Origin of the sequence: Pedobacter sp. ok626, from assembly GCF_900100435.1 — a bacterium.
Taxonomy (GTDB): Bacteria; Bacteroidota; Bacteroidia; order Sphingobacteriales; family Sphingobacteriaceae; genus Pedobacter.
The window spans coordinates 71499-95380 of record NZ_FNEX01000018.1 but is presented as its reverse complement, the minus strand read 5'-3'; the positions used below and the strand labels follow the sequence as shown (position 1 = coordinate 95380).

General features: G+C 41.6%; 21 protein-coding genes. 6 read left to right on the top strand and 15 right to left on the bottom strand.

The genetic code is table 11. The features are described 5' to 3' along the window. The first annotated feature begins 17 nt into the window (after positions 1 to 17). The 3 genes from BLS35_RS22240 to BLS35_RS22230 all read left to right on the top strand — a co-directional run bounded on the left by BLS35_RS22240 (position 18) and on the right by BLS35_RS22230 (position 3273). On the top strand, positions 18 to 2009 hold the full coding sequence (locus BLS35_RS22240; RefSeq protein ID WP_090785633.1) for a TonB-dependent receptor plug domain-containing protein: 1992 nt from the start codon (positions 18 to 20) through the stop codon (positions 2007 to 2009). Next, on the top strand, positions 2006 to 2512 hold the full coding sequence (locus BLS35_RS22235; protein ID WP_090785632.1) for a molybdopterin-binding protein: 507 nt from the start codon (positions 2006 to 2008) through the stop codon (positions 2510 to 2512). The genes BLS35_RS22240 and BLS35_RS22235 overlap by 4 nt, the downstream gene beginning before the upstream one ends. Positions 2513 to 2586: 74 nt before the next feature. Then, positions 2587 to 3273: a Crp/Fnr family transcriptional regulator gene (locus BLS35_RS22230; protein ID WP_090785631.1), complete on the top strand. Its 687-nt coding sequence runs from the start codon at positions 2587 to 2589 to the stop codon at positions 3271 to 3273. A 5-nt stretch (positions 3274 to 3278) separates the two neighbouring features. Here BLS35_RS22230 and BLS35_RS22225 read toward each other — a convergent pair whose 3' ends face one another. The 14 genes from BLS35_RS22225 to nirB form a co-directional block, all read right to left on the bottom strand. Continuing rightward, on the bottom strand, positions 3279 to 3689 hold the full coding sequence (locus BLS35_RS22225) for a hypothetical protein (RefSeq protein WP_254779044.1): 411 nt from the start codon (positions 3687 to 3689) through the stop codon (positions 3279 to 3281). Next, positions 3686 to 4261 (bottom strand): molybdenum cofactor guanylyltransferase, encoded by a 576-nt coding sequence (locus BLS35_RS22220; protein ID WP_090785630.1) that lies wholly within the window; start codon positions 4259 to 4261, stop codon positions 3686 to 3688. Before BLS35_RS22220 ends, BLS35_RS22225 begins: the two co-directional genes overlap by 4 nt. Continuing rightward, entirely contained in the window at positions 4258 to 4725 is a 468-nt protein-coding gene (locus tag BLS35_RS22215; RefSeq protein ID WP_090785629.1) for a molybdenum cofactor biosynthesis protein MoaE, read from the bottom strand. Before BLS35_RS22215 ends, BLS35_RS22220 begins: the two co-directional genes overlap by 4 nt. A 1-nt stretch (position 4726) precedes the next feature. Then, positions 4727 to 4960: a MoaD/ThiS family protein gene (locus BLS35_RS22210; protein WP_090785628.1), complete on the bottom strand. Its 234-nt coding sequence runs from the start codon at positions 4958 to 4960 to the stop codon at positions 4727 to 4729. Positions 4961 to 4963: 3 nt separating this feature from the next. Next, on the bottom strand, positions 4964 to 5926 hold the full coding sequence (locus tag BLS35_RS22205) for a GTP 3',8-cyclase MoaA (RefSeq protein ID WP_090785627.1): 963 nt from the start codon (positions 5924 to 5926) through the stop codon (positions 4964 to 4966). Beyond that, on the bottom strand, positions 5926 to 6657 hold the full coding sequence (locus BLS35_RS22200; protein ID WP_090785626.1) for a sulfite exporter TauE/SafE family protein: 732 nt from the start codon (positions 6655 to 6657) through the stop codon (positions 5926 to 5928). Before BLS35_RS22200 ends, BLS35_RS22205 begins: the two co-directional genes overlap by 1 nt. Positions 6658 to 6659: 2 nt before the next feature. Continuing rightward, positions 6660 to 8150, bottom strand: coding sequence for a rubredoxin (locus BLS35_RS22195; RefSeq protein WP_254779042.1), 1491 nt, complete (start codon positions 8148 to 8150; stop codon positions 6660 to 6662). Position 8151: 1 nt separating this feature from the next. After that, on the bottom strand, positions 8152 to 11667 hold the full coding sequence (locus BLS35_RS22190; protein ID WP_090785625.1) for a nitrate reductase: 3516 nt from the start codon (positions 11665 to 11667) through the stop codon (positions 8152 to 8154). Between the two features lie 16 nt (positions 11668 to 11683). Further along, positions 11684 to 12994, bottom strand: coding sequence for a NarK family nitrate/nitrite MFS transporter (locus BLS35_RS22185; RefSeq protein WP_090785624.1), 1311 nt, complete (start codon positions 12992 to 12994; stop codon positions 11684 to 11686). Between the two features lie 61 nt (positions 12995 to 13055). Beyond that, positions 13056 to 14252: a molybdopterin molybdotransferase MoeA gene (locus BLS35_RS22180; protein ID WP_090785623.1), complete on the bottom strand. Its 1197-nt coding sequence runs from the start codon at positions 14250 to 14252 to the stop codon at positions 13056 to 13058. 2 nt (positions 14253 to 14254) lie between these two features. Then, positions 14255 to 15169, bottom strand: coding sequence for a bifunctional molybdenum cofactor biosynthesis protein MoaC/MoaB (gene moaCB, locus BLS35_RS22175; protein ID WP_090785622.1), 915 nt, complete (start codon positions 15167 to 15169; stop codon positions 14255 to 14257). A gap of 3 nt (positions 15170 to 15172) precedes the next feature. Beyond that, positions 15173 to 16231 carry a HesA/MoeB/ThiF family protein gene (locus tag BLS35_RS22170; protein ID WP_090785621.1) on the bottom strand — a complete coding sequence of 353 codons (1059 nt, stop codon included), beginning with the start codon at positions 16229 to 16231 and terminating at the stop codon, positions 15173 to 15175. A gap of 33 nt (positions 16232 to 16264) precedes the next feature. Next, positions 16265 to 16609 carry a nitrite reductase small subunit NirD gene (nirD, locus tag BLS35_RS22165; protein ID WP_090785620.1) on the bottom strand — a complete coding sequence of 115 codons (345 nt, stop codon included), beginning with the start codon at positions 16607 to 16609 and terminating at the stop codon, positions 16265 to 16267. A 16-nt stretch (positions 16610 to 16625) separates the two neighbouring features. Beyond that, entirely contained in the window at positions 16626 to 19139 is a 2514-nt protein-coding gene (gene nirB / locus BLS35_RS22160) for a nitrite reductase large subunit NirB (RefSeq protein ID WP_090785619.1), read from the bottom strand. 276 nt (positions 19140 to 19415) lie between these two features. On the opposite strand from nirB, the gene cobA reads away from it, so the two are divergent. After that, positions 19416 to 20153, top strand: coding sequence for a uroporphyrinogen-III C-methyltransferase (cobA, locus tag BLS35_RS22150; RefSeq protein ID WP_090785617.1), 738 nt, complete (start codon positions 19416 to 19418; stop codon positions 20151 to 20153). Here cobA and BLS35_RS22145 read toward each other — a convergent pair. After that, a complete protein-coding gene (locus BLS35_RS22145) occupies positions 20144 to 21046 on the bottom strand; it encodes a hypothetical protein (protein ID WP_090785616.1) in 903 nt (300 codons plus the stop codon). The two genes, cobA and BLS35_RS22145, sit on opposite strands and share 10 nt — an antisense overlap. Before the next feature lie 154 nt (positions 21047 to 21200). Between BLS35_RS22145 and BLS35_RS22140 the strand changes: the two genes are divergently transcribed. Further along, positions 21201 to 23084: an SPFH domain-containing protein gene (locus BLS35_RS22140; protein WP_090785669.1), complete on the top strand. Its 1884-nt coding sequence runs from the start codon at positions 21201 to 21203 to the stop codon at positions 23082 to 23084. A 12-nt stretch (positions 23085 to 23096) separates the two neighbouring features. Then, the gene (locus BLS35_RS22135; protein WP_207909131.1) at positions 23097 to 23744 is read left to right on the top strand and encodes a carbonic anhydrase; all 648 of its coding nucleotides are present in this window, start codon (positions 23097 to 23099) and stop codon (positions 23742 to 23744) included. The last annotated feature ends 138 nt before the right edge of the window (positions 23745 to 23882 follow it).

Here is a 23882-nt window from a genome sequence, read left to right as displayed (position 1 = left end):
ACTTTTTAATTGAGATTATGCGAAAAATTTACTTGTTCTTATTCACAGCTTTATTGTTTTTAGGTGTCAAAGCTCAAAATAATAATACTACTCATCCCGATTCGCTACCCATTAGCAGACGAATCTTTAAATTGGGAGAAGTTAAAGTAACCGGAAAAAATGGCAACGCCAATTCAACGGTCAACAGTGAACAAATAGAATCCTTTAACAAACTTGATGTTGCTCAGGCACTAAATCTGCTGCCGGGAGTCACGCTTTCCAGCGTAGGTGCTAGAAATGAATCTGTAGTTTTTGTTCGAGGTTTTGATTTAAGGCAAGTGCCTGTTTTTATTGATGGTATTCCGATTTACGTGCCCTATGATGGTTATGTTGATTTGGCGCGATTTACCACTTTTGATGTTTCCACAATAAGTGTAGAAAAGGGATTCTCATCGATTGCTTATGGTGCAAATACAATGGGGGGCGCAATTAATATCATATCCAGAAAGCCAGTAAAGCAATTCGAAATGGACGCTCGCTCAGGCTGGTTAAGTGGGCAAGGGCATCGTTTAAATCTGAATGTAGGTTCGAGGATTGGGAAGTTCTATGTACAGGGAAGTGCGTCACAATTAAAGCAAAATGGATTTCCATTGTCAGATGATTTTAAACCAAAGCAATATGAAGATGGCGGGAAAAGGGACAATGCATTTAGGGAGGACTCAAAATATACATTTAAAGTAGGTTTTACACCTAAAGGTGATGATGAATATGCCTTAAGTTACGTAAACCAAAAGGGAGAAAAAGGAAATCCACCTTATGTAGGGGATGATCCCTTGCAGAAAGCCCGCTTTTGGCAGTGGCCATATTGGAATAAGGAAAGTCTGTATTTTATTTCAACCACAGGGATTAATGCAAAAAGTGCTATAAAAACCCGGCTGTTTTATGATAAGTTTAGCAATTTGTTAAGCGCTTTTGACGACAATACTTATACCACACAAAAGAAAGCCTCATCCTTCCAGAGTTTTTACAATGATGATACCTATGGTGGAGCTTTGGAATATAATATTCAGCCTGATACAAAACATTCGTTAAAAGCATCCGCGCAATTAAAAACAGACCGCCATAAAGAATACAATCTTGGAGAGCCTGTGCGGACCTTTAGGGATTATACAGCATCAGTTGGTGTGGAGGATGCCTATACTGTGACCGATAAGTTAAGCTTGCTTCCTGGTATCAGTATAAATCTGCGCCATAGTCTGCAGGCGCAGAATTACAATTCGACCACTAAGGAAGTTACGAACTTACCCGAAAATGAAAACTATGCATTTAATGCGCAGCTAGGAGCTGTTTATCGCTTAAATGCATCAAATAGGATCAGTTTGTCTGTTGCCCGAAAGTCGCGCTTTGCAACTATAAAAGATCGGTATTCGTATAGAATGGGGGCGGCGATCCCTAATCCTGATCTGAAGTCTGAAACGGCTATGCACTTCGATGCTGGTTATACTGGGCGCTTTTTTGATAAGTTGGAAATTGAAACAGGCCTATTTTATAGCCGTTTGTCTGATGCAATACAGCAGGTTAATAATGTTCAGCCAAACATTTATCAATTGCAAAATACTGGGAAGGCTAGATTTTATGGAGCCGAACTTTCATTAAACTATGCGGTATTGAAGGGATGGGCAGCTGGAGGGCAGTATAGTTATATTCACCGTACAAACCTCAGTAACAGCGCCCTTAAATTTACGGATGTGCCGGATCATAAAGTATTACTTACTTCAACGTATCGATACAACGGCCGGCTCTCTGTTATGGCTAGTGGATCGTATAATTCGGAGCGTTACAGTACCAGCTATGGGATTAAATCCGGCGCATTTGCTTTGGCAAATTTAAGTGCTCACATAAAGGTATATCATGGCATTTCCATTGAAGGTGGTATAAACAATGTATTCGATAAAAATTATACCATTACTGAAGGCTTCCCGGAACAGGGGCGGAACTATTTTGTGAACCTTGTATTCAATAACTTATGAAAACTTATAGCGTTTATTTCTTCTTGACCTTTATCATGCTAATTGCTTTATCATCGACAAAGGCGCAAACCGTATCGAAAAACACGAATGTAAATATAATCGGCGAAGTAAAAACTTCGATTAGTTTAGCCCCATTGGCGATGGATAAAATGGGGAAAACAGAGATTGTCGCCAAAGATCACAATGAAAAGGAACATACCTATACTGGCGTTGAGTTATACGTTCTGTTAGAGGAGGCTGGAGTTACCTTATGGCCTGAATTAATGGGTGAAAATCTGACTAAATACCTGCTGATCAAAGCCAGTGATGGTTATCAGGTGGTTTTTTCTTTGGCGGAAGTAGATCCTGAGTTCTCCGATAAGAAGATTGTGCTGGCAAACAGAAAAGACGGCGAGCTACTTAACGCCGAAGAGGGACCTTTCCATATTATCATAGATGGAGAAAAAAGAAAACCTCGTTTTATCAGACAGGTAATTAGTATTGAGGTTAAGTACGCTAAATAAAAAAAGAGGATATAGAATTGCTAGTCAAAAACTTTTAGGATATTAGAAACCGCAACTTAAAAGCTGCGGAAAATATGAAAAAAGGTAAATGCTGTGATCTTGAAAGCTGCTTGATGTGCAGCTTGGTCCTTAAAGAATGGAAACTGGCTATTGATAGCCATCGCAAAAACTTTATCGCGAAAAAAGGAGAGCAGATCTTTAGAGAGGGGGACCCTGTTGCAGGTGTATATTTCGTGTATAAGGGGAATGTTAAAGTGCATAAACATTGGGGAGATAAAGAATTGATTGTACGTTTTGCTAATCCCGGTAAAATATTCGGCCATAGAGGCTTAGGTACACACAGTTCAGCTTATCCCATTTCGGCTACTGCGCTTGAAGAAACCTCGCTTTGCTTTATAGACCTCGAATTTTTTATGGCTACCTTAAAGGTAAATCATGATTTTGCTTTTAACCTGATGTTGTTTTATGCCGATGAACTACAGGAATCCGAGAAAAAGATGCGAAACCTGGCACTGATGTCCGTGAAAAGCAGACTTGCAGTTGCTCTGTTGCAACTCAAAGAACAGTTTGGACTGAATGAAACAGGTGGATTAAATATAGAACTCAGCAAACAAGATCTGGCCGCATTTACAGGGGCCGCTTATGAAACTGTATTCAGGATGACGACAGAGCTGGTTAATGAAAATCTGATTTCCCTATCAGGTAAGCAGATCAATATCATAGATGAAGAAAAATTAAGATTCCTTACGCAGGAATCTTAATTTAATTAAAACTTGTACCCGATACCTATACCCGGATTCCATTTGCCATCTTTAGTGCTTGTTTTGGCATTGTAATACACTGGGACTTGAATGGCCAGGTGCTTGTAAGTAGCGGTAATGCCTGCGCCCAGGTTAGGCGTGATCACAGAATTTTGTGTTGCACCTGTCGCTACCTTGTCCTTCTTAATCCGTAAGCTAGGTAACAACCCTACCAATATGGCCAACGGTTTTTTAGAGAATTTGATGGCCGGACCGGTACAGTTGATGTAGGCACCCTGGTCAACATAGCCCGCAACAATTACACCTTCAAAAAAGGTAGCCTTGGTTTGGATAACATTGGTTTGCGATTTGGCTGTTAGGGCCAAAATTGAAAGGCCTGCGAAGAAATAGATGGTTTTTTTGTAGTGGTTTGTCATATGTTGGTTTTAAGGGTTGCGGTATTGTGGTTGTTGAAATTTTTAATATTGCTTATGGTAAGTGTTTTGTAGCGCGCCTGTTTAATGAGTTTATGCAAAGAAAAGTTGGATAAACTTCCCTTTTTGAACTCATGGTGGATTTTTTTTAACTGTGATGAAGTATAAACGGCACATAAAGGCTCCATAAAATCTTCCCTGCAGTATACATAGTAATCAAATCCTGGAAATGTTGCTATGCTATCCCGTAAGAACCTTAATGAGCTGATATCCATGTCGATCATGTCGCAGGCTAGTAACAATAGGTCATCATCAGGATGTTTGAGGTGTGCGCTCAATAAGCCAGTTAAAGGACCTTTCGTCTTTACCTGATCGATGACTAATAGTTCAGAAGGAAATAATCCATGGTAGGTTGCTATTTGGGTTTCATTGATAGAAATCAGAACAGGGATATATAAGCGTTCAAGCTTACGAGCTGCAAGTTGAGCCCAGGTACAGGGACCAATGGTAAGCAATCCTTTATCGCTACCCATTCGTTTACTCTCTCCACCAGATAATACTACGCCTCTTATCATACGGATTCAAATTCATAAATGTGCTTATTCACATCTCCGGTCTCTTTATCACAATTGCAGTTGCCACCCCATTCTTTGCTGCCATCTGCAAAATGTTCGCATTTCCAGATGGGAACTTCATGCTTAATTCTGTCAATAATATAACGGTTGCTCGCATAAGCCTCTCCCCGGTGTACGGACGCTGTAATCACCACCACAGCAGATTCCGTAACTTTTACTTTTCCTATTCTGTGTTGCGCATGCGCAATACTCAGGCTCCAGCGGTTTCTGGCGGCCAGCAAAATTTCGGCAATCATTTTAGCGGCCAAGCTGGCATGCGCTTCATATTCCAGATACCTTACTGATTTACCTACATTATGATTTCTAACTTCCCCGCTAAACAACACTATTGCTCCGGCAGATGGACAGTGCGATTTCTGAAGAAGGGCAACCAGATCTATTTCTTTTTTAGTAATGAAATCCATATTAACCTCCGCTGCTAGGTGGAATGATTACGATATGCTCATTTCCAGTTAGTGTATATTCGTCTGTTACAAATTCGTCCTGCACAGCAAAGCGACAGCGATTTAAAACTGGTGTCGCATTTGGGTTCAGTAAACTTAGGTGTGTCCTTAAATCTGCTATGGTATAGAGCTTTGCATTAAGCTCAAATTCCTTTTTAAAAAAGTCCTTTAATATGGCAAATACCTGTATTCTCATTTTTTATCCTCCTATATGAAGCATGCTCAGTTTGCTTCCTGTAAATTTTGTTGATTGTTTTTGTGCCAACGCTTCTCTTAAACGGTTATCCATTTCAGCGCTTTCTAAATTTTCGTTTATTGGTACAGGGTAGTTGCTACTCAGACAGCCGTAAACGTTTCCATATACATCTAATCTCAAGCGATCGCAATCCGTACAAAAAGGTTGACTTTCATTAGCGATGATGCCAAAAATATTCCCCTCTTCCGTTTGCCAGTAATTGGCAGTTGCTCCAGGTTTTCTTTGGATTGGGCTAAAGCGGTACTGGGTACTGATGAGCTGAAGTATTTCCTGTTGCGAGAAAAAGTATTCATCAGCCTTTCCATGTAAATGCCCCATTGCCATGATCTCCAAAAAACGGATGATAATTTGTTTGTCCGCCGCATATTTTAACAAGGGAATAACCTGACTGTGGTTCATTCCTTTCATGAGCACCGAATTTATTTTTACGGCTATGCCGGCATTCAGTGCTGCGTCTATGCCTTTTAGTGTTTGGTCGAGCCCGTGCCTTCTTGCCATCATAAAAAATGTCATCGGGTCCGTTGCGTCCAGCGATACATTAATGGCTGTCAATCCCGCGGCTTTTAATGCGGGTACCTGTTTTTGTAGTAACAGCCCGTTGGTGGTGAGGTTAAGATCCGTAATACCCAGACTTCGCGCTCCCTTAATTAGTACAGGAAGTTCTTTATAAAGTAGTGGTTCGCCACCTGTAAAACGAATGGTGCTAAAGTCCAGACGCTCATGTAATTTGACAATGAGGTTCATCAGTTCTTTTGGCTTTAGTGCATTGCCTTTAGCCGCCGAATGATTTTCGCGACTCTCCTCGTTGCTGTAACTACAGTAAGTACAGGCCAGGTTGCAAGTGTTGATCAAGCTAATCCTTAGCGTCTTAAAAGTCCTTCCCAAATGATCTTTAATCAGGTCCATCACATAAAAAATAAAAGTTTAACAGATGCTATAGTTAATACAGCACTTAAAAGATAACGTACCGTAATGTGTTGAAATCTGCTACTGCCCCAATAAGCCCCGGTAATGCCACCGGCAGCAGCCATAATAAACCAGGTAATCGCCGAAGGGGTTATGATGAGCGTTGCAGCGCTGCCAAGTAAGCCGCTTAGAGAATTTAAGACAATAAATATGGCAGAGGCTGCTGCTGCTTCTTTCACATTGGCCCAGCCTAAGAGAATGAGCACGGGGCTTAAGAATATGCCACCCCCAATGTTCAGCATTCCAGAAAGTCCACCTATGATTGTACCAATCAATAAGGCGGGTATAAGTTTTACAGGTTTAGTTGCTTTATCTTCGTTGGGTTTGATGCCCAGTAATTTAATGATGGGCAGAATTAAAGCTAATCCCAACAGTAAATGATAGATGTTACCTTCCAGAGAATATTTAGAGCCTATAAATGCTGCGGGGATGGAGGTGACTAGAAATACCCTGCATAATTTCCATCTAAAATAGCCTGCTTGCCAGAATTGATAAAATCCTACTCCTGCAACCAAGATATTTAAGATTAGTATAAGCGGTTTATAGGTGCTAACCGGAATGGCAAATAAGGAAAGTACGGCTATATACCCACTTGCCCCGCCATGGCCCACAGAAGCGTAAAGGAAACCTACCAGGTATAAAGAAAATGCGATGTAGATGTCTAATTCCATTTTTAAAATGTATTTAAGGTTTCTTTAATAATTGGTGTAAACTGAGCAAGGCTTGCTTCACAAAGCGGACAGCAATAATCTGTTGGAAGTGCAGAAAATGGAGTGCCTGCAGGGATCCCCTGGCTTTCCTCGCCCCATAGCTCGTCATAAATACTTAAGCAATGTCCGCATTGGTGTACGTAAGTTATTTCCGATTCAATAGTGTTGCTGGTTTCGTAATAATTATCAGGTTGCTTTCCGGCCGCTAAGGTTTGCAGCTGGTGGTAATCTTCACAAAGCTGTACCAGGCTAGAAAATAAATCAGTTTTGCTGAGGCCCTGGGCGTAGCTGAAATAATGTTTTGAATTGGGATTAAAATCAACTGTGTGGAGTAAGTCAAATAATGCCGGTGTACCCGAGTCTGTTGTAATCGTCTGTTTTCTGATGATAACGGCACCGAAGAGACCACTTTTTGGATTGATCTTGATTGCAAAACAAAGTTTAAAGGTCCTAAGGTCATACTCATTAAATTCTCGGATCAGCTCGTGTTTTAGGGCTAACCCTTCTTCACACAGATCTTCAGTTTGCCAGTTCAGTTCATTGGAAGCATGACGAACATTGATCCTGTTTTTATCCAATACTGCATTCCATAATTTTCGGTCAGTAGGCGCTACCTCTTTGATGATAATGGATTTCCAGGGCGTAGTGTATAGTTGTCCAATACGTGTTTTGCGGCATATGTCGCAAAGCTCCTTTAAAAAGGCAACTGGAAATAATTCGTTTCTGCGGTAAATACCCAACCAGTATTTTTCGTTGTATTTATTGAAACCTTCATAATAAGGTACTTGAAAGTCGGGTGCTCTAAGTAAGGACTGTGGCGATTGAAATAGAAAATTTCCCTTGGTCTTTATGGTGTTTTCCAATTGTTGTCCATCAGCTTCCGCTTGGTCGTAATACAAATGCTTATGACCAAGGATCATGGATTCAATCATTTCGCTCAATGGAGCAATGTCTTCCGAACAAACCAATGACGACCAATAGTAGATCGTATTTGTTTTGGGAAAGCGGACATATAAATGCCAGTAATTTCCAATATCAGATGAAATGAAATTTAAGTTCCCACTAAAAAAAGGAACAAGAGTCTGACTGTCGTCGATCAGGTTTATTTTGAGTCCAGGGCTATGGCCAAACGAATCTAATATGTCTTTGTACACACCTTCCCGTAACCAGTTTGAATTGTTAAATAGCTCTTCTGCTACGTACGAACTCACAATATTTGGATGTCGATCTGCATCTGTTTCAAAGTCGGTATCCGACATCAAAAAGCCATGTTCAATATCCTCCAGTTGGGCTGAGTTTGCAGAAAAATAAAGCTGTTGCCTGGTGCCAAACCTTACATTTTCAATGCCTGCGCTTTCAAGTGTTTCCAGGATTACTGAAAGGTCGCCAACAGATACGATTCCTCCTGGAAGGTTAACTTTGATCTGATGGTTTTTAATTGCGCTACTTTCCATACTAAAGTGTTTTTTCTAAGGGGTTGTTTTGTAATGCTTCCTGAAGAATTAGCTTAACTTCCGGCCTGCATGAGCCGCAGCCCATTCCTGCCCCCGTTGATTCGCAAAGCTGTGCAAGGTCTGTGCAGCCTGATGCGATTTTCTTTTCCAGGTTGCCTACGCCGACATTATTGCAACTGCATACCAGTTTACCGCTCACAGGTTCTGTTTTTTTGCCGCTTCTAAGCAAATGCAGTCTTTTGTCGCTGAGCTCTGTTTTATTGGCTATCAAATCCCTGAATTCAAGAAATTCACTTTTGTCGCCTATTAAGATGGTGCCTACCAGTTTGTCCTGATGGATGATACATTTTTTATAGTACCGTTTGGCTTTGTCAATAAATACAATCTCTTCATAGTTTACAGAATCCGGACACTCAGAAAGGCCAATGCTGCAAAGATCAAAACCATGGATTTTTATAATGTTCATGAACAGACTGCCCTGGTAATAAGTACTAATGTCGCCGTTGTGAAACTTGGCTACTACCTCAGCTTGTTGTTCTGCGGCTGCGGTGATTCCATATAAGGTGCCGTCAAATTCTGCGATCTCACCAATGGCATATACAGATGGATCACTGGTCTGTAAACGTTCATTTACCAATACCCCACGTTTACAATCCAATCCGCATTCTCGGGCCAGCTCAATATTTGGCGTAGTCCCAATGGCTAGTATTACTGCATCGCAGTTGATGCGTCTCCCACTTTTTAATTCAATTCCAGATAGTTTGGAGCGACCGTAATAAAGCTGTACTTCGTCATTGTAGTAAATGTCGCAACCCTGATCTACCATTTCTTCATGTAAAAGCTGGCTGCCCAATGGGTCCAGTTGCCGGTTCAGAAACCTGGATACCCGTTGTACAATCGTAATACGCATACCAATCTCCCGTAAGGATGCAGCCATTTCTAAGCCAAGCAAGCCACCGCCAACAATAACCACGTGGCCATTTTTAGGAATGTGCTTTTTAAAACCATCTGCGTCACTACGATTTCGCATGGTGAAAATGCCTGGTAATGAAGGGGCGTTTTTCGGTAAGGTTGCCCGACTGCCTGTAGCCATAACTAAAATGTCATAAGGCGTTTTTCGACCGGTAACGTCTGTTACATATTTTTTCTCCCTGTCAATTTTCTCAATCCCAATGCCCCTTAAATGTCGGATGTTATATTCCGGTTCTTCTTCATCTTTCATCTTTACCAGTTGTTCCCATTTTTGAGTCCCACTGATGTAATCAGGAAGCATTACCCGGTTATAAAATGGAAGGTTTTCCTTGCTGAAAATCGTAATCTGATCGGCTTTATTGATCTCTCTATACGATCTCACAAAACCATGTGCACCGGCACCGGCGCCAATAACCACAATCCGCTGGAAATCCTTTTTGTATTTTTCTACACTAACCGCACAATATTTAAAATCAGGTTCTTTCGAGATGGGGTCTATAATAGTGCTGGTGATGTTGTTGGCGCGGTTCAGGTCGCTACCTAAAATTTTGCCCCAATGCATCGGAAGAAACACAACGCCTTGCTTTATCGTAGCAGATACCTTAGATTTTACCTGTACTTCGCCGCGTCTGGATCTAACTACCAATACTTGATTGTCTGAAATGTTCAGCAATGCCGCATCAATAGGATGGATTTCCAGAAAAGCATGTTTAATGTGCTGTTTTAATTTGCTTACTTTTCCGGTTTTCGACATGGTGTGCCACTGGTCTCGAACCCTTCCTGTAGTTAAAATAAAAGGGAAATCTTCATCCGGTAATTCACTTTTCAGTTCGTCCGAAGGACTATGTATAATTGCTTTTTTAGAGGGGGTATGGAATAAATGGTTGGTAAATAATCGTTTTGTTCCGCTTTCTGTTTTTTTATTGTATGGCCATTGCACAGTTTTGCAATCATCAATCTGTTTGTAGTCCAATCCATTTATATTGATGCTGGATTTAGAAGTAAGTTTTGTGTGCTCTTTATATATGTCCTCCGTACACTTATAGGCAAAACCTTTATAACCCATTTTTGTCGCAAAGCGACAGATGATCTCTGCGTCAGGTAAAGCTTCACCAGGAGGATCGATTACTTTTTGAAGGTGACTGATTCTCCTTTCAGAGTTCGTCATAGTGCCTTCCTTTTCTGTCCATGCTGCGGCGGGTAAAATCACGTCAGCATAGGCTAGCGTTTCGGCTTTATCTGTGATTTCTTGAACCACTACAAATTTTGCCTTTTTTAAGGCTTGCTCTGCAAAACGGGCATTGGGTAAACTGGTTATAGGATTTGTACAAAGAATCCATATCGCTTTTAGTCGCCCATCATTTAGGGCTTCAAACATTTCAGTTGCAGTAAGTCCGGTTTTACCGGAAATGGTTGTGCCGCCCCAAAATTGTTGTACCTCTTTGCGATGGGTTTCATTCAGTAAGTCGCGGTGTGCTGGCAACAGGTTTGCTAAACCGCCAACTTCCCGGCCGCCCATGGCATTGGGTTGTCCGGTTAGCGAAAATGGGCCAGACCCGGGCTTGCCAATATGACCTGTGATCAGATTTAGGTTAATCAGGCTCAGGTTCTTATTTACACCAATAGAACTTTGGTTCAATCCCATGGTCCACATGGTTAAAAACCCTTTGGCATTGCCGATGTAGCTGGCCGCAAGCTCTATTTCAGCTACGGTAACCCCGCATATTGCCGCCGATTCTTTTAATGTTCTTTCAAACACCTTTTTTTGATAAGTTTCAAAACCTTCTGTGCGTTGGTCAATAAAGCTTTTATCAATATAGTTTCGTTCAATAAGTGCCCTTCCGATGGCATGGTTAAGGGTAACGTCCGTTCCAGGGTTAATCTGAAGGTGTAGGTCAGCCAGTCCGCAGGAGTCTGTTACCCTTGGATCCACAATAATCAATTTTACTTCTGGATGGGCAGCTTTGTGGGCTTCTACACGGCGCCAAAGAATAGGGTGGCACCATGCCGGATTGGCTCCTGTAACGAAAAAGCAATCCGCCAATTCAATATCGTCATAACAAATTGGTACGCTATCCTCTCCTAAGGCCATTTTGTAGGCCGTAACGGCACTACTCATGCATAGTCGGGAATTGGTGTCTATGTTGTTGCTGCCAATAAAGCCTTTTATGAGTTTGTTGATGACGTAATACTCTTCGGTAAGGCACTGACCTGATGCGTAAAACGCGACAGAGTCAGGCCCGTATTTATCTATAAATGTCTTAAAAACAGCTGCTGTACGGTTCAATGCATCATCCCAGCTTACTCTTTGTAATGGCATGCTTTTGCTGTATCTCATTTGGGGATACAGCAGTCGGTCGCTTTTGTCGTTAACTGTATATTGTAGATTAAGTCCCTTGCTACAAAGCATGCCATGGTTAACCGGGTGATCTTTATCGCCTTCAACAGCTATATTTTTATTTTTATCCAGTGTGATTTTTACGCCACAGCCCACCCCGCAATAACAGCAGGTACTGGTGTATGTCTTATTTCTGTGCACTGGCATAAGCTGATGATTAATGTTAAGCTTGTAGAAGTTCAGGATTTACCGTTTCGGTCTTTTCAACCCCTTTGATTTGGAATTTTGTAATAAATACAAGTAGGCCGATGATCGCTACGCCAATACCGATGTAATGAAAGGCATCTGCGTAGGTTAGGTGTTCTGATTTGAAGAGGAAACCTACCAGCATTGCGCCAATGTTTCCGCCAGCACCCACAATGCCGCTTACGGTTCCAATTGAATTTTTATTGATAAAAGGGACGATGCCATAAGTTCCGCCATTGGCCATTTTAAGGAAAAGTGCAAAAAACAACATGGCTGCAATGGCCATACCCAGGGTGTGCGACTGGGCAAAAAGGCTAATTCCTATGCCTTCTAATAGCAATAATGCACCAAGTAGTAATCCCTTTCCGCGCAAACCGTAAGATTTACCTACTTTATCGCTCACATAGCCCCCAAGTGCTCTTGCAAAAATGTTCATGCCGCCAAATATGCTGGCCATCGCACCGGCCATGATCATAGATGCCCCAAACTGATCCGTAAAAAAGGTGGCTGCAACATTGTCTACTGTGATTTCAATTCCAAAACAAGCTGCGTAGGCAAGTGCGAGTACCCAGGTGCGGTAGTCCTTTAGTGCCTCGACAAAAGAACTCTTTTTAGTTGTTTTGACATTTGAGACTTCCAGGTCCTTGAAATTTCCAGCAGGAGTATCTTTAGTGTATTTATAATAAATGAAGGCCATAATCAACAGGATTACACCAGGAACAACCATAGCCAGGCGCCAGGAGTCGCCATGACTCACAAAGCCTAAGCCTGCAAAACCAGCTGCAATAAGTGGCATAATTAAATTGGTGACTCCTCCACCCAGGTTGCCCCAGCCCCCGGTTACTGCATTGGCTGTGCCCACTACATTGGGTGCAAACATCATCGATGTATGGAATTGGGTGATCACAAATGAAGCACCAATAATCCCTATGACGAAGCGAAACAATAAAAAACTTTCGTAGCTATTGCTTAATCCAATACACATTACAGGGATAGAACCTACAGCAAGTAGTATGGTGTAGGACAACCGGGGACCCAAGGTATCGCAGAGCTTTCCTATAATTAAACGGGCAATAATTGTCGCAGAAACGGAGGCGATGATAATGTTCCCGATCTGGTCTTTACTTAAATGCAGCTGCTCTCTGATGAGTGGCATTAATGGGGCAACTCCAAACCAACCAAAGAAACAAAAGAAAAAGGTGACCCATGTGATGTGAAAGGTCCGCATTTGAATGCCTTTGGCTGAAAAAATGTTTAGTTTACTTAGTGGTTTAAAGTCAGCAGTCATGTTGGTTTAGGTTTAAGTTTCTAAAATGATTGATTATGGCGCCGGTTTTTACTTATAATGGTTATTTGATATAGTTGTTAAATGGATAAAAATTGATTACGTCGTTTTCATTTAGTTGTGCCGAAACGGCTGGTTGCATTGCAAGGCCATTCGCATTGATAGCGGCCGTGACATCGCCTGATCCGTTAAAGGGCAAGAGGTTTAGTCCGCCCGAATGTCCTGTGCTTACAGGGAAAAATTCAGTTAAAGGGTGTTTTTTAGTTCTGCTTTCTAAAAGAGGTATCCTTTGAAAAGGTCTGTTTTCGAATCCAAAGCTGCGATATAGGTAGTGTTCAACAAATATGGTAAACGTGGTAAGGCAGGAGAGTGGGTTGCCTGGTAGTGCAAAAACGACAGTTCCGCTGTCTGCTTTGCCTACAAGTAAAGGTTTGCCCGGACGGATGCTAACCTTATGAAACAGTGTTTTAAGCCCTAGTTCTTTAAGTACTGCAGGTACATGATCGGCGTCACCCGCAGAAACAGCTCCGTTAATGATGACTAAATCGGCTTCCAGTGCAGCTGTTAAAATGGTAGTTAGTTTATCTTTATCGTCACTTACATGTTCGCATAAAACGGGAAGGATTTTCCATTGTTCAAGTAAGGATTTTAAAAGGTATTGGTTGCTGTTGCGAATCTGAAAAGGGTTCAGTTGGGTAGCGGGACTAACCACTTCATCTCCAGTTGTTACTATGGCTATACTAGGTGATTTGTAAACCTGTAATCTGGCCTTGCCTACCGTCGCTAGTAAACTAATGATTTGCGGTGTGCATCTTAGCGGAGCAGATAGAAGTAAAGTTCCGCTGAGGGTATCTTCTCCTTGTCGGGCAATGTTTTGATAGGTTTTAATTGTATCAGCGTGTAATAGAACCTTGTCTTCAAGCTCTTCAGCATCTTCTCTGCGGATAATCAGGTCTGCCAGTTTTGGGGTTGCTGCACCTGTCATTATTTTATAACATGCCCCTGAAACTAAAGGGTACTTGGCTGCCTGACCAGTAAAGATGGTATCTATAACGCTATATTTTCTGATGCCTTTTTCCCAGTCGTTTTGCATGATCGCGTACCCATCCATTGCTGCTCGGTTAAAAGGTGGATAATCCCGATCTGCGTAAATGTTTTCTGCCAGTATCTTACCATTGGCTTCTTCAAGACTAATAGTTTCCACATCAAAAGGACTGGATATGGCTGAAATGATTGCAATAGCTTCTTCAAAAGTTTTCATAGCTAATGTCCACCTCCCTTCATCATTTTTCGGGCATGGAATATACCCGGTAACACTGCTTCTAAGGATTCTTTGGCACCATCGGTACTGCCTGGGAGGGTGAGTATTAAAGTGTGTGAAATGGATCCTGCAACAGCTCGGCTCATCATGGCCATAGGTGTACGCATTTGTCCAAAATTGCGCATGGCTTCGGTAATTCCATCTGCATCACGCTCCAGTATTTCGCTAACTGCGGTAACGGTATTGTCGCGTGGTCCTAATCCGGTTCCGCCGGTGGTAAATATAAAATGAACATCTTCTGCAACCCATTTGAGTAATTGTTGCTGAATCAACGCTTTGTCGTCTGCTACGATTTCATAAGCCACAACATTTGCATTTACCTGTTCCAGCATTTGTTTGATCATCAACCCACTTTTGTCTTCACGCTTCCCTGCTGCAGTCGAGTCTGAGCAGACTAAAATTGCGCAGGTAGGAGGGGTTGAAAAGTATTTTTTACGGTCGCTTTTACCGCCTGTTTTTTGTAAAAGCTTGATGCCGCCTATCTCTAATGTGGTGTCAACGGGTTTAAGCATATCGTAGATTTCTAAAGCCGCTATAGAAACTGCTGTCAGCATTTCCATTTCTATGCCTGTTCTTCCTATAGATTTTGCATTTCCACTGATGGTAATGCCCGGTCTTTCTGTTTCATTGATCTCAAAACTAATGTCCATGCCGTCTATGGTTACAGGATGGCAATGTGGAAGGAGTTGTGGAGTAAGTTTGGCCCCTAAAAATCCCGCTGCTCTGGCTACATCAAAAAGATTACCTTTAGGCAGTTCATTGTTTTTGATGAGCGCGAGGGTTTCCTTTGTGCAATAAATCACCGCTACAGCTTTTGCTGTTCTTAATGTAATTTGTTTGCTGGTGATATCGCGCATTCGTTAGGAGTTTTGAAATTGATAATTAAAATTTGTGATGCCATTTTTTAGACTGAAGGCATTTTTGTAGCCTTTAGCCCGTAGCCATTTTGCGGCTTGGAGGCTTCTTGCCCCAGTCTGGCAATAGAGGTAAAAATGCTGTGTAGATGGAAATCTGGTTAAATTGACTAAGCTCAATTCGGGTAAAGGAATATGCTTGCCACCTATATGCTGGATGATTCTTTCTGCTGTTGTTCTTACGTCGATTAGTTCTACATCTGTCGCCTGTGCTTTTTCCATAAATGCTTCTGCGGTCAGTTCAATGGGTTTTTGCAGGGCTTTAAATCTGGAGTGGCTTATGTTTTTCGAAAGCTTATCAGGATAGTAGGTCGTTCGAATTGTATGGTTGCTTAAGGCTTCATAGGAGAGTAGTTTTCCACTCAATATATCTTCCTGGCCCAGGATAGTTTTAATGACTTCATTGGCCATCATCGTTCCAATGATATTGGTCGCAATCATGTAAGCACCGGTATCTGAACAAGAGGGGATGTAGGCTCCCTGATCCGGTTCAGGGAAAAGACAGCGAAGTGTAGCTGAGTTTTTGTAATTGAATACCGTTAAGTGTCCTTCTGTTTGAAATATAGCCCCATAAACCAATGGTTTATCCTTGACTACACAGGCATCATTAATTAAATATCGGGCTTCAAAATTATCGGTGGCATCCACAATCACATCGTAGGCCTCAATCAGTTGTAAAATGTTTTCTTCATCTACAAAAAAGCGGTGTTCATGATAAAGTAGATAAGGATTTCTGGTGCTGAGTGCATGAATTGCAGCAGTTGTTTTGGATTTTCCGGTGTCGGTATAATTAAAAAGCGTTTGTCTTGAAATATTGGTGGTGCTGATGATATCGCCATCTGCAATACCAATATTGCCTATGCCAGATGCAGTCAGGGCCATTAAACATGGGCAGCCAAGGCCTCCTGCGCCGATTACAAGAACCTTCGACCTGTTCAGCATGTGCTGACCGGTAATGGCTATAAAATCCAATTTTAAATGGCTCTTGTAATATTGCTTATTCATGTTCAGGCATTTTTTTATTACTACAATTTATGCTTAGTTGTTTAGACCTATGTATACTAACCCATCCTCTACTTTTACTGGATAAGTTTGTATTGCACATTCATCTCCGCTCAGGCATTCACCAGTTGCCAGTGAAAATGTTTTTTTGTGAAAGGGGCAGGCGATCTTGGGATCTTCTCCTGCAGAGCCAATCATGCCGCGGCTAAGGGCCATTTGCTGACGGTGTGGACAAAGGTTTTGTGTGGCGTACCACTCGTTCCGGCGCGTGAAATAAAATAGTGCAATTTGATCATCTCCGCACTTTACACATACACCACCATTCTCTACCGCATCTTCTACGCGGCAGGCTGCAAACCAGTTTGTTGTTGTTTCTATCATGATTTCTGTCTTTGGGTTAAGCTAATGTCCAGTCAGCCGCTTTTTTCTGACCGCGCATTTCATCAAATTTTACACTTGGGTCTTTTTCTTCTGGGGCGTTTACAAAGTGATTGAAGCGTTTCCTGATCTCCGGATCTTCTATCGCAGTCTTCCATTCGCATTGGTAGCTGTCCACAAGTGCCTGCATTTCCAATTCCCATTGCTCGGCCATGCCTAGGCTATCGTTTACCACTACATTTCGCAGGTATTCCATGCCGCCTTCCATCTTATTCAACCATGGAGCTGTTCGCGTTAAAGGATCAGCCGTGCGGATATAGAACATCAAAAAGCGGTCAATATATTTAATACAAGTGTCGCTATCCACATCAGCTGCTAGTAGTAAGGCATGTTGTGGTTTGCTACCGCCGTTGCCACATACATATAAGTTCCAGCCTTTTTCGGTGGCTATAATTCCAAAGTCCTTGCTTTGCGCCTCCGCGCATTCGCGGATGCAACCGCTAACCGCTGATTTTAATTTGTGAGGTGCTCGCAGACCCCGGTAGCGTTCCTCTATTCGGATGGCATAGCTTACGCTATCGTGTAATCCAAACCTGCACCATGTACTACCTACGCAGCTTTTTACCGTACGAAGAGCTTTGCCATAAGCGTGTCCGCTTTCAAAACCTGCATTGATTAATTCCTCCCATATTAAAGGAAGATCACTCAGGTGTGCACCGAACATATCTATACGTTGTCCTCCGGTTATTTTGGTGTAAAGGCCGTATTTTTCTGCAACCTGGCCTATAATGACCAGTTTTTCTGGGGTAATTTCTCCACCTGGTATTCGGGGTACGACAGAATAGGTACCTCCCTTTTGAATATTTGCTAAAAAACGATCGTTACTGTCCTGGGCAGTATCATTGCCTTTTTTTAAGATCATGTCATTCCATAAACTTGCCAATAGCGATGATACCAATGGTTTGCATACTTCGCAGCCATCTCCTTTGCCCAGATTGTCCAGTACTTGCTCGTAATTCTTTAGGTTGTGTATTTTTATCAGATCATAAAGTTCTTGTCTGCTTAAATGGAAATGCTCGCAAACTACGTTTCTAACATATTTGCCATTTTGTTTCATAGTATGTAGCATCAGGTCCTTAACCATAGGGATGCAACCGCCACAGCCTGTTCCTGCTTTTGTACATTTCTTTATGGCGTCAATCGATTCGCAGCCATCTTCTGAAACGGCATTGCAGATTGCACCTTTAGATATACCCTCACAGCTGCAGATTAATGCTTCATCTGGTAGTCCGGCCAGACCAGCATTTTCTGATTGAGCGCTACCGCCCCTTGATCCAAGAATCAGGTCTTCTGGGTTAGGAGGGAGCAGGATTTTATTGTTTACGGTTTGAAGCAACATGTTATAAGCTTCTGCTTCTCCGATCAATATTCCGCCAAGCAGATATTTTCCATCGTTGCTGATGTTGATGCGTTTGTATATTCCTTTGTGGCTATCTTCAAAAAGGATGGTTCTTGCATCTGGTTCAGTGGTAAAAGGATCTCCAAAGCTTGCTACATCCACACCAATAAGTTTTAGTTTGGTGCTCATGTCAAAACCTTTAAAAGTTTTGATGTCGTTACAAATCCTGGCTGCAGCCACCTCGGCCATTTCGTAACCAGGGGCAATCAGTCCATAGATGTTATGATCAAAAAGCGCACACTCACCTATAGCAAAAATAGATGGGTCGCTGGTTTGCATATATTCATTTACAATAATGCCGCCCCTTGTGCCTACTTCAATGCCAGAAAGTTTAGCCAGTTCATCTCTGGGTCTTATCCCTGCAGAAATCACCAGCATATCTGTTTTTAGTTCGGTGCCATCATTAAATTTTAAAGCGCTGATGCGATCTGTTCCTTCAATACTACTTGTTCCTTTATTGGTATAAATGTTTAGTCCCAGGGCTTTTAGTTTGCTTTGAAGCATTCCGCTTCCGGCAGAATCAATTTGTCTGGGCATTAAACGGGGAGCGAATTCTATTACGTTTGTTTCACTAAGGTTTAGGTCAATCAATGCTTTTGCAGCTTCCAGACCCAATAAGCCTCCGCCCAGTACAGCTCCGGTTTTTGCATGAGTAGCATAATTTCTAATGAGGTCGAGGTCTTCAATTGTACGGTATACAAAAACACCTTCTTTGTCTATTCCGGGAATATCCGGGACAAAAGGAGCAGAGCCGGTGGCAATGATCAAGTAATCGTATTTTACCGTAAGGCCTTTTGATGAGTGTACAGTTCTATTATTTCTATCAATTTCCTTTACCGGATCATTTAAGTAAAGTGTTATTCCTTGTTGCGTATACCATTCTGATGTCGATAAAGATAAATCGTCTGCGCTTTTGCCATTGAAGTATTCGCTTAAATGAACTCTGTCGTAGGCTCTTCTTGGCTCTTCTCCGAAAATTATGATGTCGAAATCGTTTTTTTTACTAATTATTTTCTCACAAAACTTATATCCGACCATTCCATTTCCAATTATGACTATTTTTTCTTGTTTCATGATCTTTATTTTTTATTGTTTTATGGATTTGTGAATTTGCTTGTGTTTTATTCTTCTTTTTTGTTAATTTTTTTTGTTTTATTATTTTTTGTTGTGTTTTATTTATTGTTTTTTATGTTTTTTAATCACGTTTTTGATTTAAATATGATTTATGTTATTCAAATGTATGTTTTTAAAACATAAAATTCAATTTTTTGTGATATTTATCATTAAATATTATATTTTTGACTTAATTATTTACCTATTTATTGTTTTTTGTCTGTTAATTATGTGTTTATGTCTGAAAAAATTGGTGATTTTGGGTTATTTGTAGTCGGAGGAGGTCCTGGAGATCCGGAATTGATCACTATGAAGGGATATAAGGTATTAAAAAGAGCAGAAGTGATACTTTATGATAATTTAATCAATAAAAAACTGCTGGAAATCGCTCCGAAGGATTGTAAATTGGTCTACGTAGGTAAACAACCCTATGGAAATTACACTCCTCAAGAAGTTATACATGATTTAATAAAGGAATATAGTTTAACACATCGGGTTGTGGTCCGTTTAAAGGGAGGTGATCCTTTTATTTTTGGACGTGGCTTTGAGGAGGTATTGTTTGCGGAAAAGCATGGGATTCCTGCTTATTATATACCGGGTATCAGCAGTATGCAGGCTACAGGTTTAAGTGGAATTCCTTTGACACACCGTGGTGCGAGTGAAAGCATGTGGATCATAACTGGAACTAAAAAAGATGGGAGCTTATCTAAAGATCTTCGTTGCGCAATAAATAGTTCTGCGACAGTTGTGATTTATATGGGGATGAAAAAGCTTGAAGAAATTGCAGGGATTTATATGGACGCTGGTCTGGGCGATATGCCGGCGGCAATTATACAACACGCTTCGTTACCGCATCAGAAAAAAGTGGTTTGCACAGCGCAGAATCTTTCTGAAGCTGCTGCTCTGGGCGGACTTACTTATCCTGCAATCATTGTGATTGGCAAGGTTGTGGAAGCGGGGAGCATTTATCGATAGTTGATCCTGTTTCCTTCAGTGTCTCTTAAATAAGCAACTACCCCTGCAGGAAGTTCATTGCTTTCTATCGGAAAACTCACCGAATCCGCTACATAGTTTTTTGTAGTATTTACCTTCTGGAAAATCTCAAATAAGGCTATCGGCTCCTGATTAAAACTAATGCAGGTACTGATAAAGTGCACTTCCTCAATTCTGTAATTTGGCTGTTTTAATTTCTCGCCAATATCTTTCAGTCGCGAAATAAAGTGTCTCTGACGAATAAATGTATTGCTGTTCATGATGATGAAGATATAATCGGCATAGGAAGTTACTTTTCCATAATATTTATGGTTGTCCCCTCCACTCCTTTCTATAAAATACTCGCCTGTCGACTCGGATTTATAAATTTCAACCGAAGAACGCCAGATCCTTTCCTCATTAATCCTTTCCGGATTATCAGGTAGATTCCGGTTATAGGAATACCATAAACCGACTAGCTCATCCAGCAACTTATGGTTAATCGTAGCTTTAGGAATATCAATCTTTAAATCAGTGAAACTGAAAACCTCATTATGAGAATTAATAAAATCGATGTAGCTATCATAGCCCAGCACCTGTACGATGCGACTCAGTTTGCCCAGGTTAGGCTTGCTTAATGCACTGAAATCTTTCTTGTTTTCATAAGCTTTTAGTTTATTGATAATCAGATGCTCATACAGATAGTTTGCTCCAAACAGGTCGCTCTCTTTTTTAATGCGTTGCTTTCGGTTACGCTCCTGTAACAGCCCGTTTAATTCTTCTACGATATATGTCCATTCAGATTTCGAAACATCTTTCCAACTCTTTTTCTTTAGAAAAGTTCCCGCTAGAAAGTTCATCAGCTTCTCCAGATGTCCTAAGTCTTCTTTATTCATAATACTAATATAAGATTAAAATAATATATAATAATACTGTTATAAGACGACTATATTTTCTTATTTCCTGAGGTTTGATTTGAAAGAAAATCAGATCAAAACAAATGTTACAGACTTAAATAATCCCATTAACAAAAACTTAAAACCAACGATCATGGACTATTATCAAATCTTTCTGAACTATTGGTGGATCTCCGCCACTCTCTTCACCTTTTTGTTTTACAAATTTATCTTGCGTGTTTTCCTGGGGATGGTCATTGTGCCTGAAAACAAAGTGGGAATGGTTACTAAAAAATTCGTGCTTTTCGGCCGGGACAAAGAACTACCTGATGGTCGTATTATCGCTACCAAAGGTGAGGCTGGTTTCCAGGCAAAAACCCTTGCTCCCGGTCTTTACTGGGGCATGTGGCCTTGGCAGTATTCCGTAGGCATGGAGGGATTCACCATTATTCCTGAAGGTAAGATAGGATTGATACTTGCCAATGACGGCGCAGAAATCCCAACAGGCGCCATTCTCGGACGCAGGGTTGAATCAGATAACTTCCAGGATGCCGAGAAGTTTCTGAATAACAATGGACAAAAAGGTCGTCAGACTTCCTACATCACAGCAGGAACCTACCGCATTAACCTTTTCGCTTTCACGGTTACCATTGCGGATATGGTGAGCATCAGTGAAAATATGGTGGGTATCGTTACCACACTCGATGGCCTGCCTATAGAAGGTGGACAAATTGCAGGTAAGCTAATTGCGGGACACAATAACTTTCAGGACATAGATGTTTTTTTAAAACATGACGGTAACCGTGGTTTACAACCCAGCATTATTTTGGCAGGAAGTTATAACATCAATCCATGGGCGATCCAAATTGAAGAAATACCGATGACTGATGTCCCCATTGGCTTCGTTGGTGTGGTTATCAGTTATATTGGAGAGGATGGCAAAGATATCAGTGGGGAGAGCTTTAAACATGGTAATATTGTCAGCAAAGGTCAGCGCGGGGTTTGGATGGAAGCCTATGGGCCAGGGAAATACCCCTTCAATAAATACATTATGAAGGTGGAGCTTGTGCCTACCACCAACCTTGTGCTCAATTGGGCTAATGCCAGGAACGAATCGCACCAGTTAGACAAGAACCTGAGTACCATTACTGTTCGCTCTAGAGATGGTTTTCCGTTCAACTTAGATGTTTCTCAGATCATCCATATTCCTGCGACTGAAGCTCCAAAAGTCATTGCCCGTTTCGGCAGCATGAGCAACCTGGTCAGTCAGGTTCTGGAACCCACCATTGGCAACTATTTCCGAAACTCTGCTCAGGACAGCGATGTAATCAGCTTCTTGATTACCCGTAAAGAAAGGCAGCAATCTGCAAAAGAGCATATTAAAGCCGTGTTGGACGACTATAATGTCAATGCAGTAGACACGCTGATTGGGGATATTCTTCCTCCGGAATCTTTAATGAAAACTCTAACCGATCGTAAGATTGCCGAAGAGGAACAAAAGACTTATCAGATACAACGAATGGCACAGGAACAACGTCAGGGTATGGAAAAAGAGACCGCTATAGCAGATATGCAGAAGGAAATAGTGAAAGCGCAACAAAACGTAGAAATTGCTCAGCGTACGGCTGATGCTACAGTTAAAAAAGCAGAAGGTGATGCTAACAGCTTAAAACTTCAGGTTGATGCAGAAGCTACCGCAACAAAAATGCGTGCTGGAGCACAAGCAGAAGCTACTAGAGTTAATGCTAGTGCGGATGCCGAAAAGATTACTAAAACCGGTTTGGCCGAGGCGGAAAAGATCATGGCGATTGGTAAATCTACTGCCGATGCCTATGACTTGCAGGTAAAAGCTATGGGGAACGAAAATTTCACCAGATTCAAAATCACAGAGGAGATTGGAAAAGGCAGGATTAAAATTATTCCCGATCTGATCGTCACCGGTGGCAATGGAAGCGATGGAAGTCTTAGCGGTTTGATGGGGATGCAACTCATGCAGATGATGCAACAGGATAAAGAAAAATCAGCAAACAACAAATAATAAAATAGGATCATGCTAAACGAACATCACGAGATCATGGATTCTGGCAGGCTGTATCCGCCGCTGGAAATGACAGCTGACCAAGCCCTGCTGTTACTTCGGGAAGGTCATGTACGATTTCAAAATGGGTATAGTATCCACGCTAACCTATTGCAAAAAGTACAGGAAACAAAAGATGAGCCCAAACCATTTGCAACCATATTAAGCTGCATGGACTCCAGGGTCGCCGCAGAACTGATCTTCGACCAAAGTATTGGTGATATTTTCAATATTCGTGTTGCAGGAAATGTGGTCTCCCAACATATCCTGGGTTCACTAGAATACACCATTCTAACCGCCGGCGTGAAACTGATCATTGTGATGGGGCATACGGGTTGCGGCGCTATAAAAAGTGCCTGCAACAGTGTGACAATAGAGAACCTTTCAGGCTTATTGAGAGAGGTGAAAATCAGTATCCCGCAGGAGCTTACCGAAAATCATAATCGCAACGGTGAAAATGAATCTTTTGTCAATAAAGTGGCGGTGCTAAATGTATACCGCTCTATACAACAGATATTAGAGCAGAGCAGTTTGATCCGACAACTCGCGGATCATGGGGAAATTAGAATTGTTCCTGCCATGTATGACATTTCTATAGGCTTCCTCCAGTTTTACCCTTAACCAGATTGCATAGCTCAGAAGGGAGATGTGCTCTGGAGTTTTTACCGATGTTTTTTTGTGGTTCACCGGGGTTTTTGCCCGGCTCCACCTTAAATCGATTTACTAGTTCAGTTAAACTACCCATCTTTGGTGTATAAT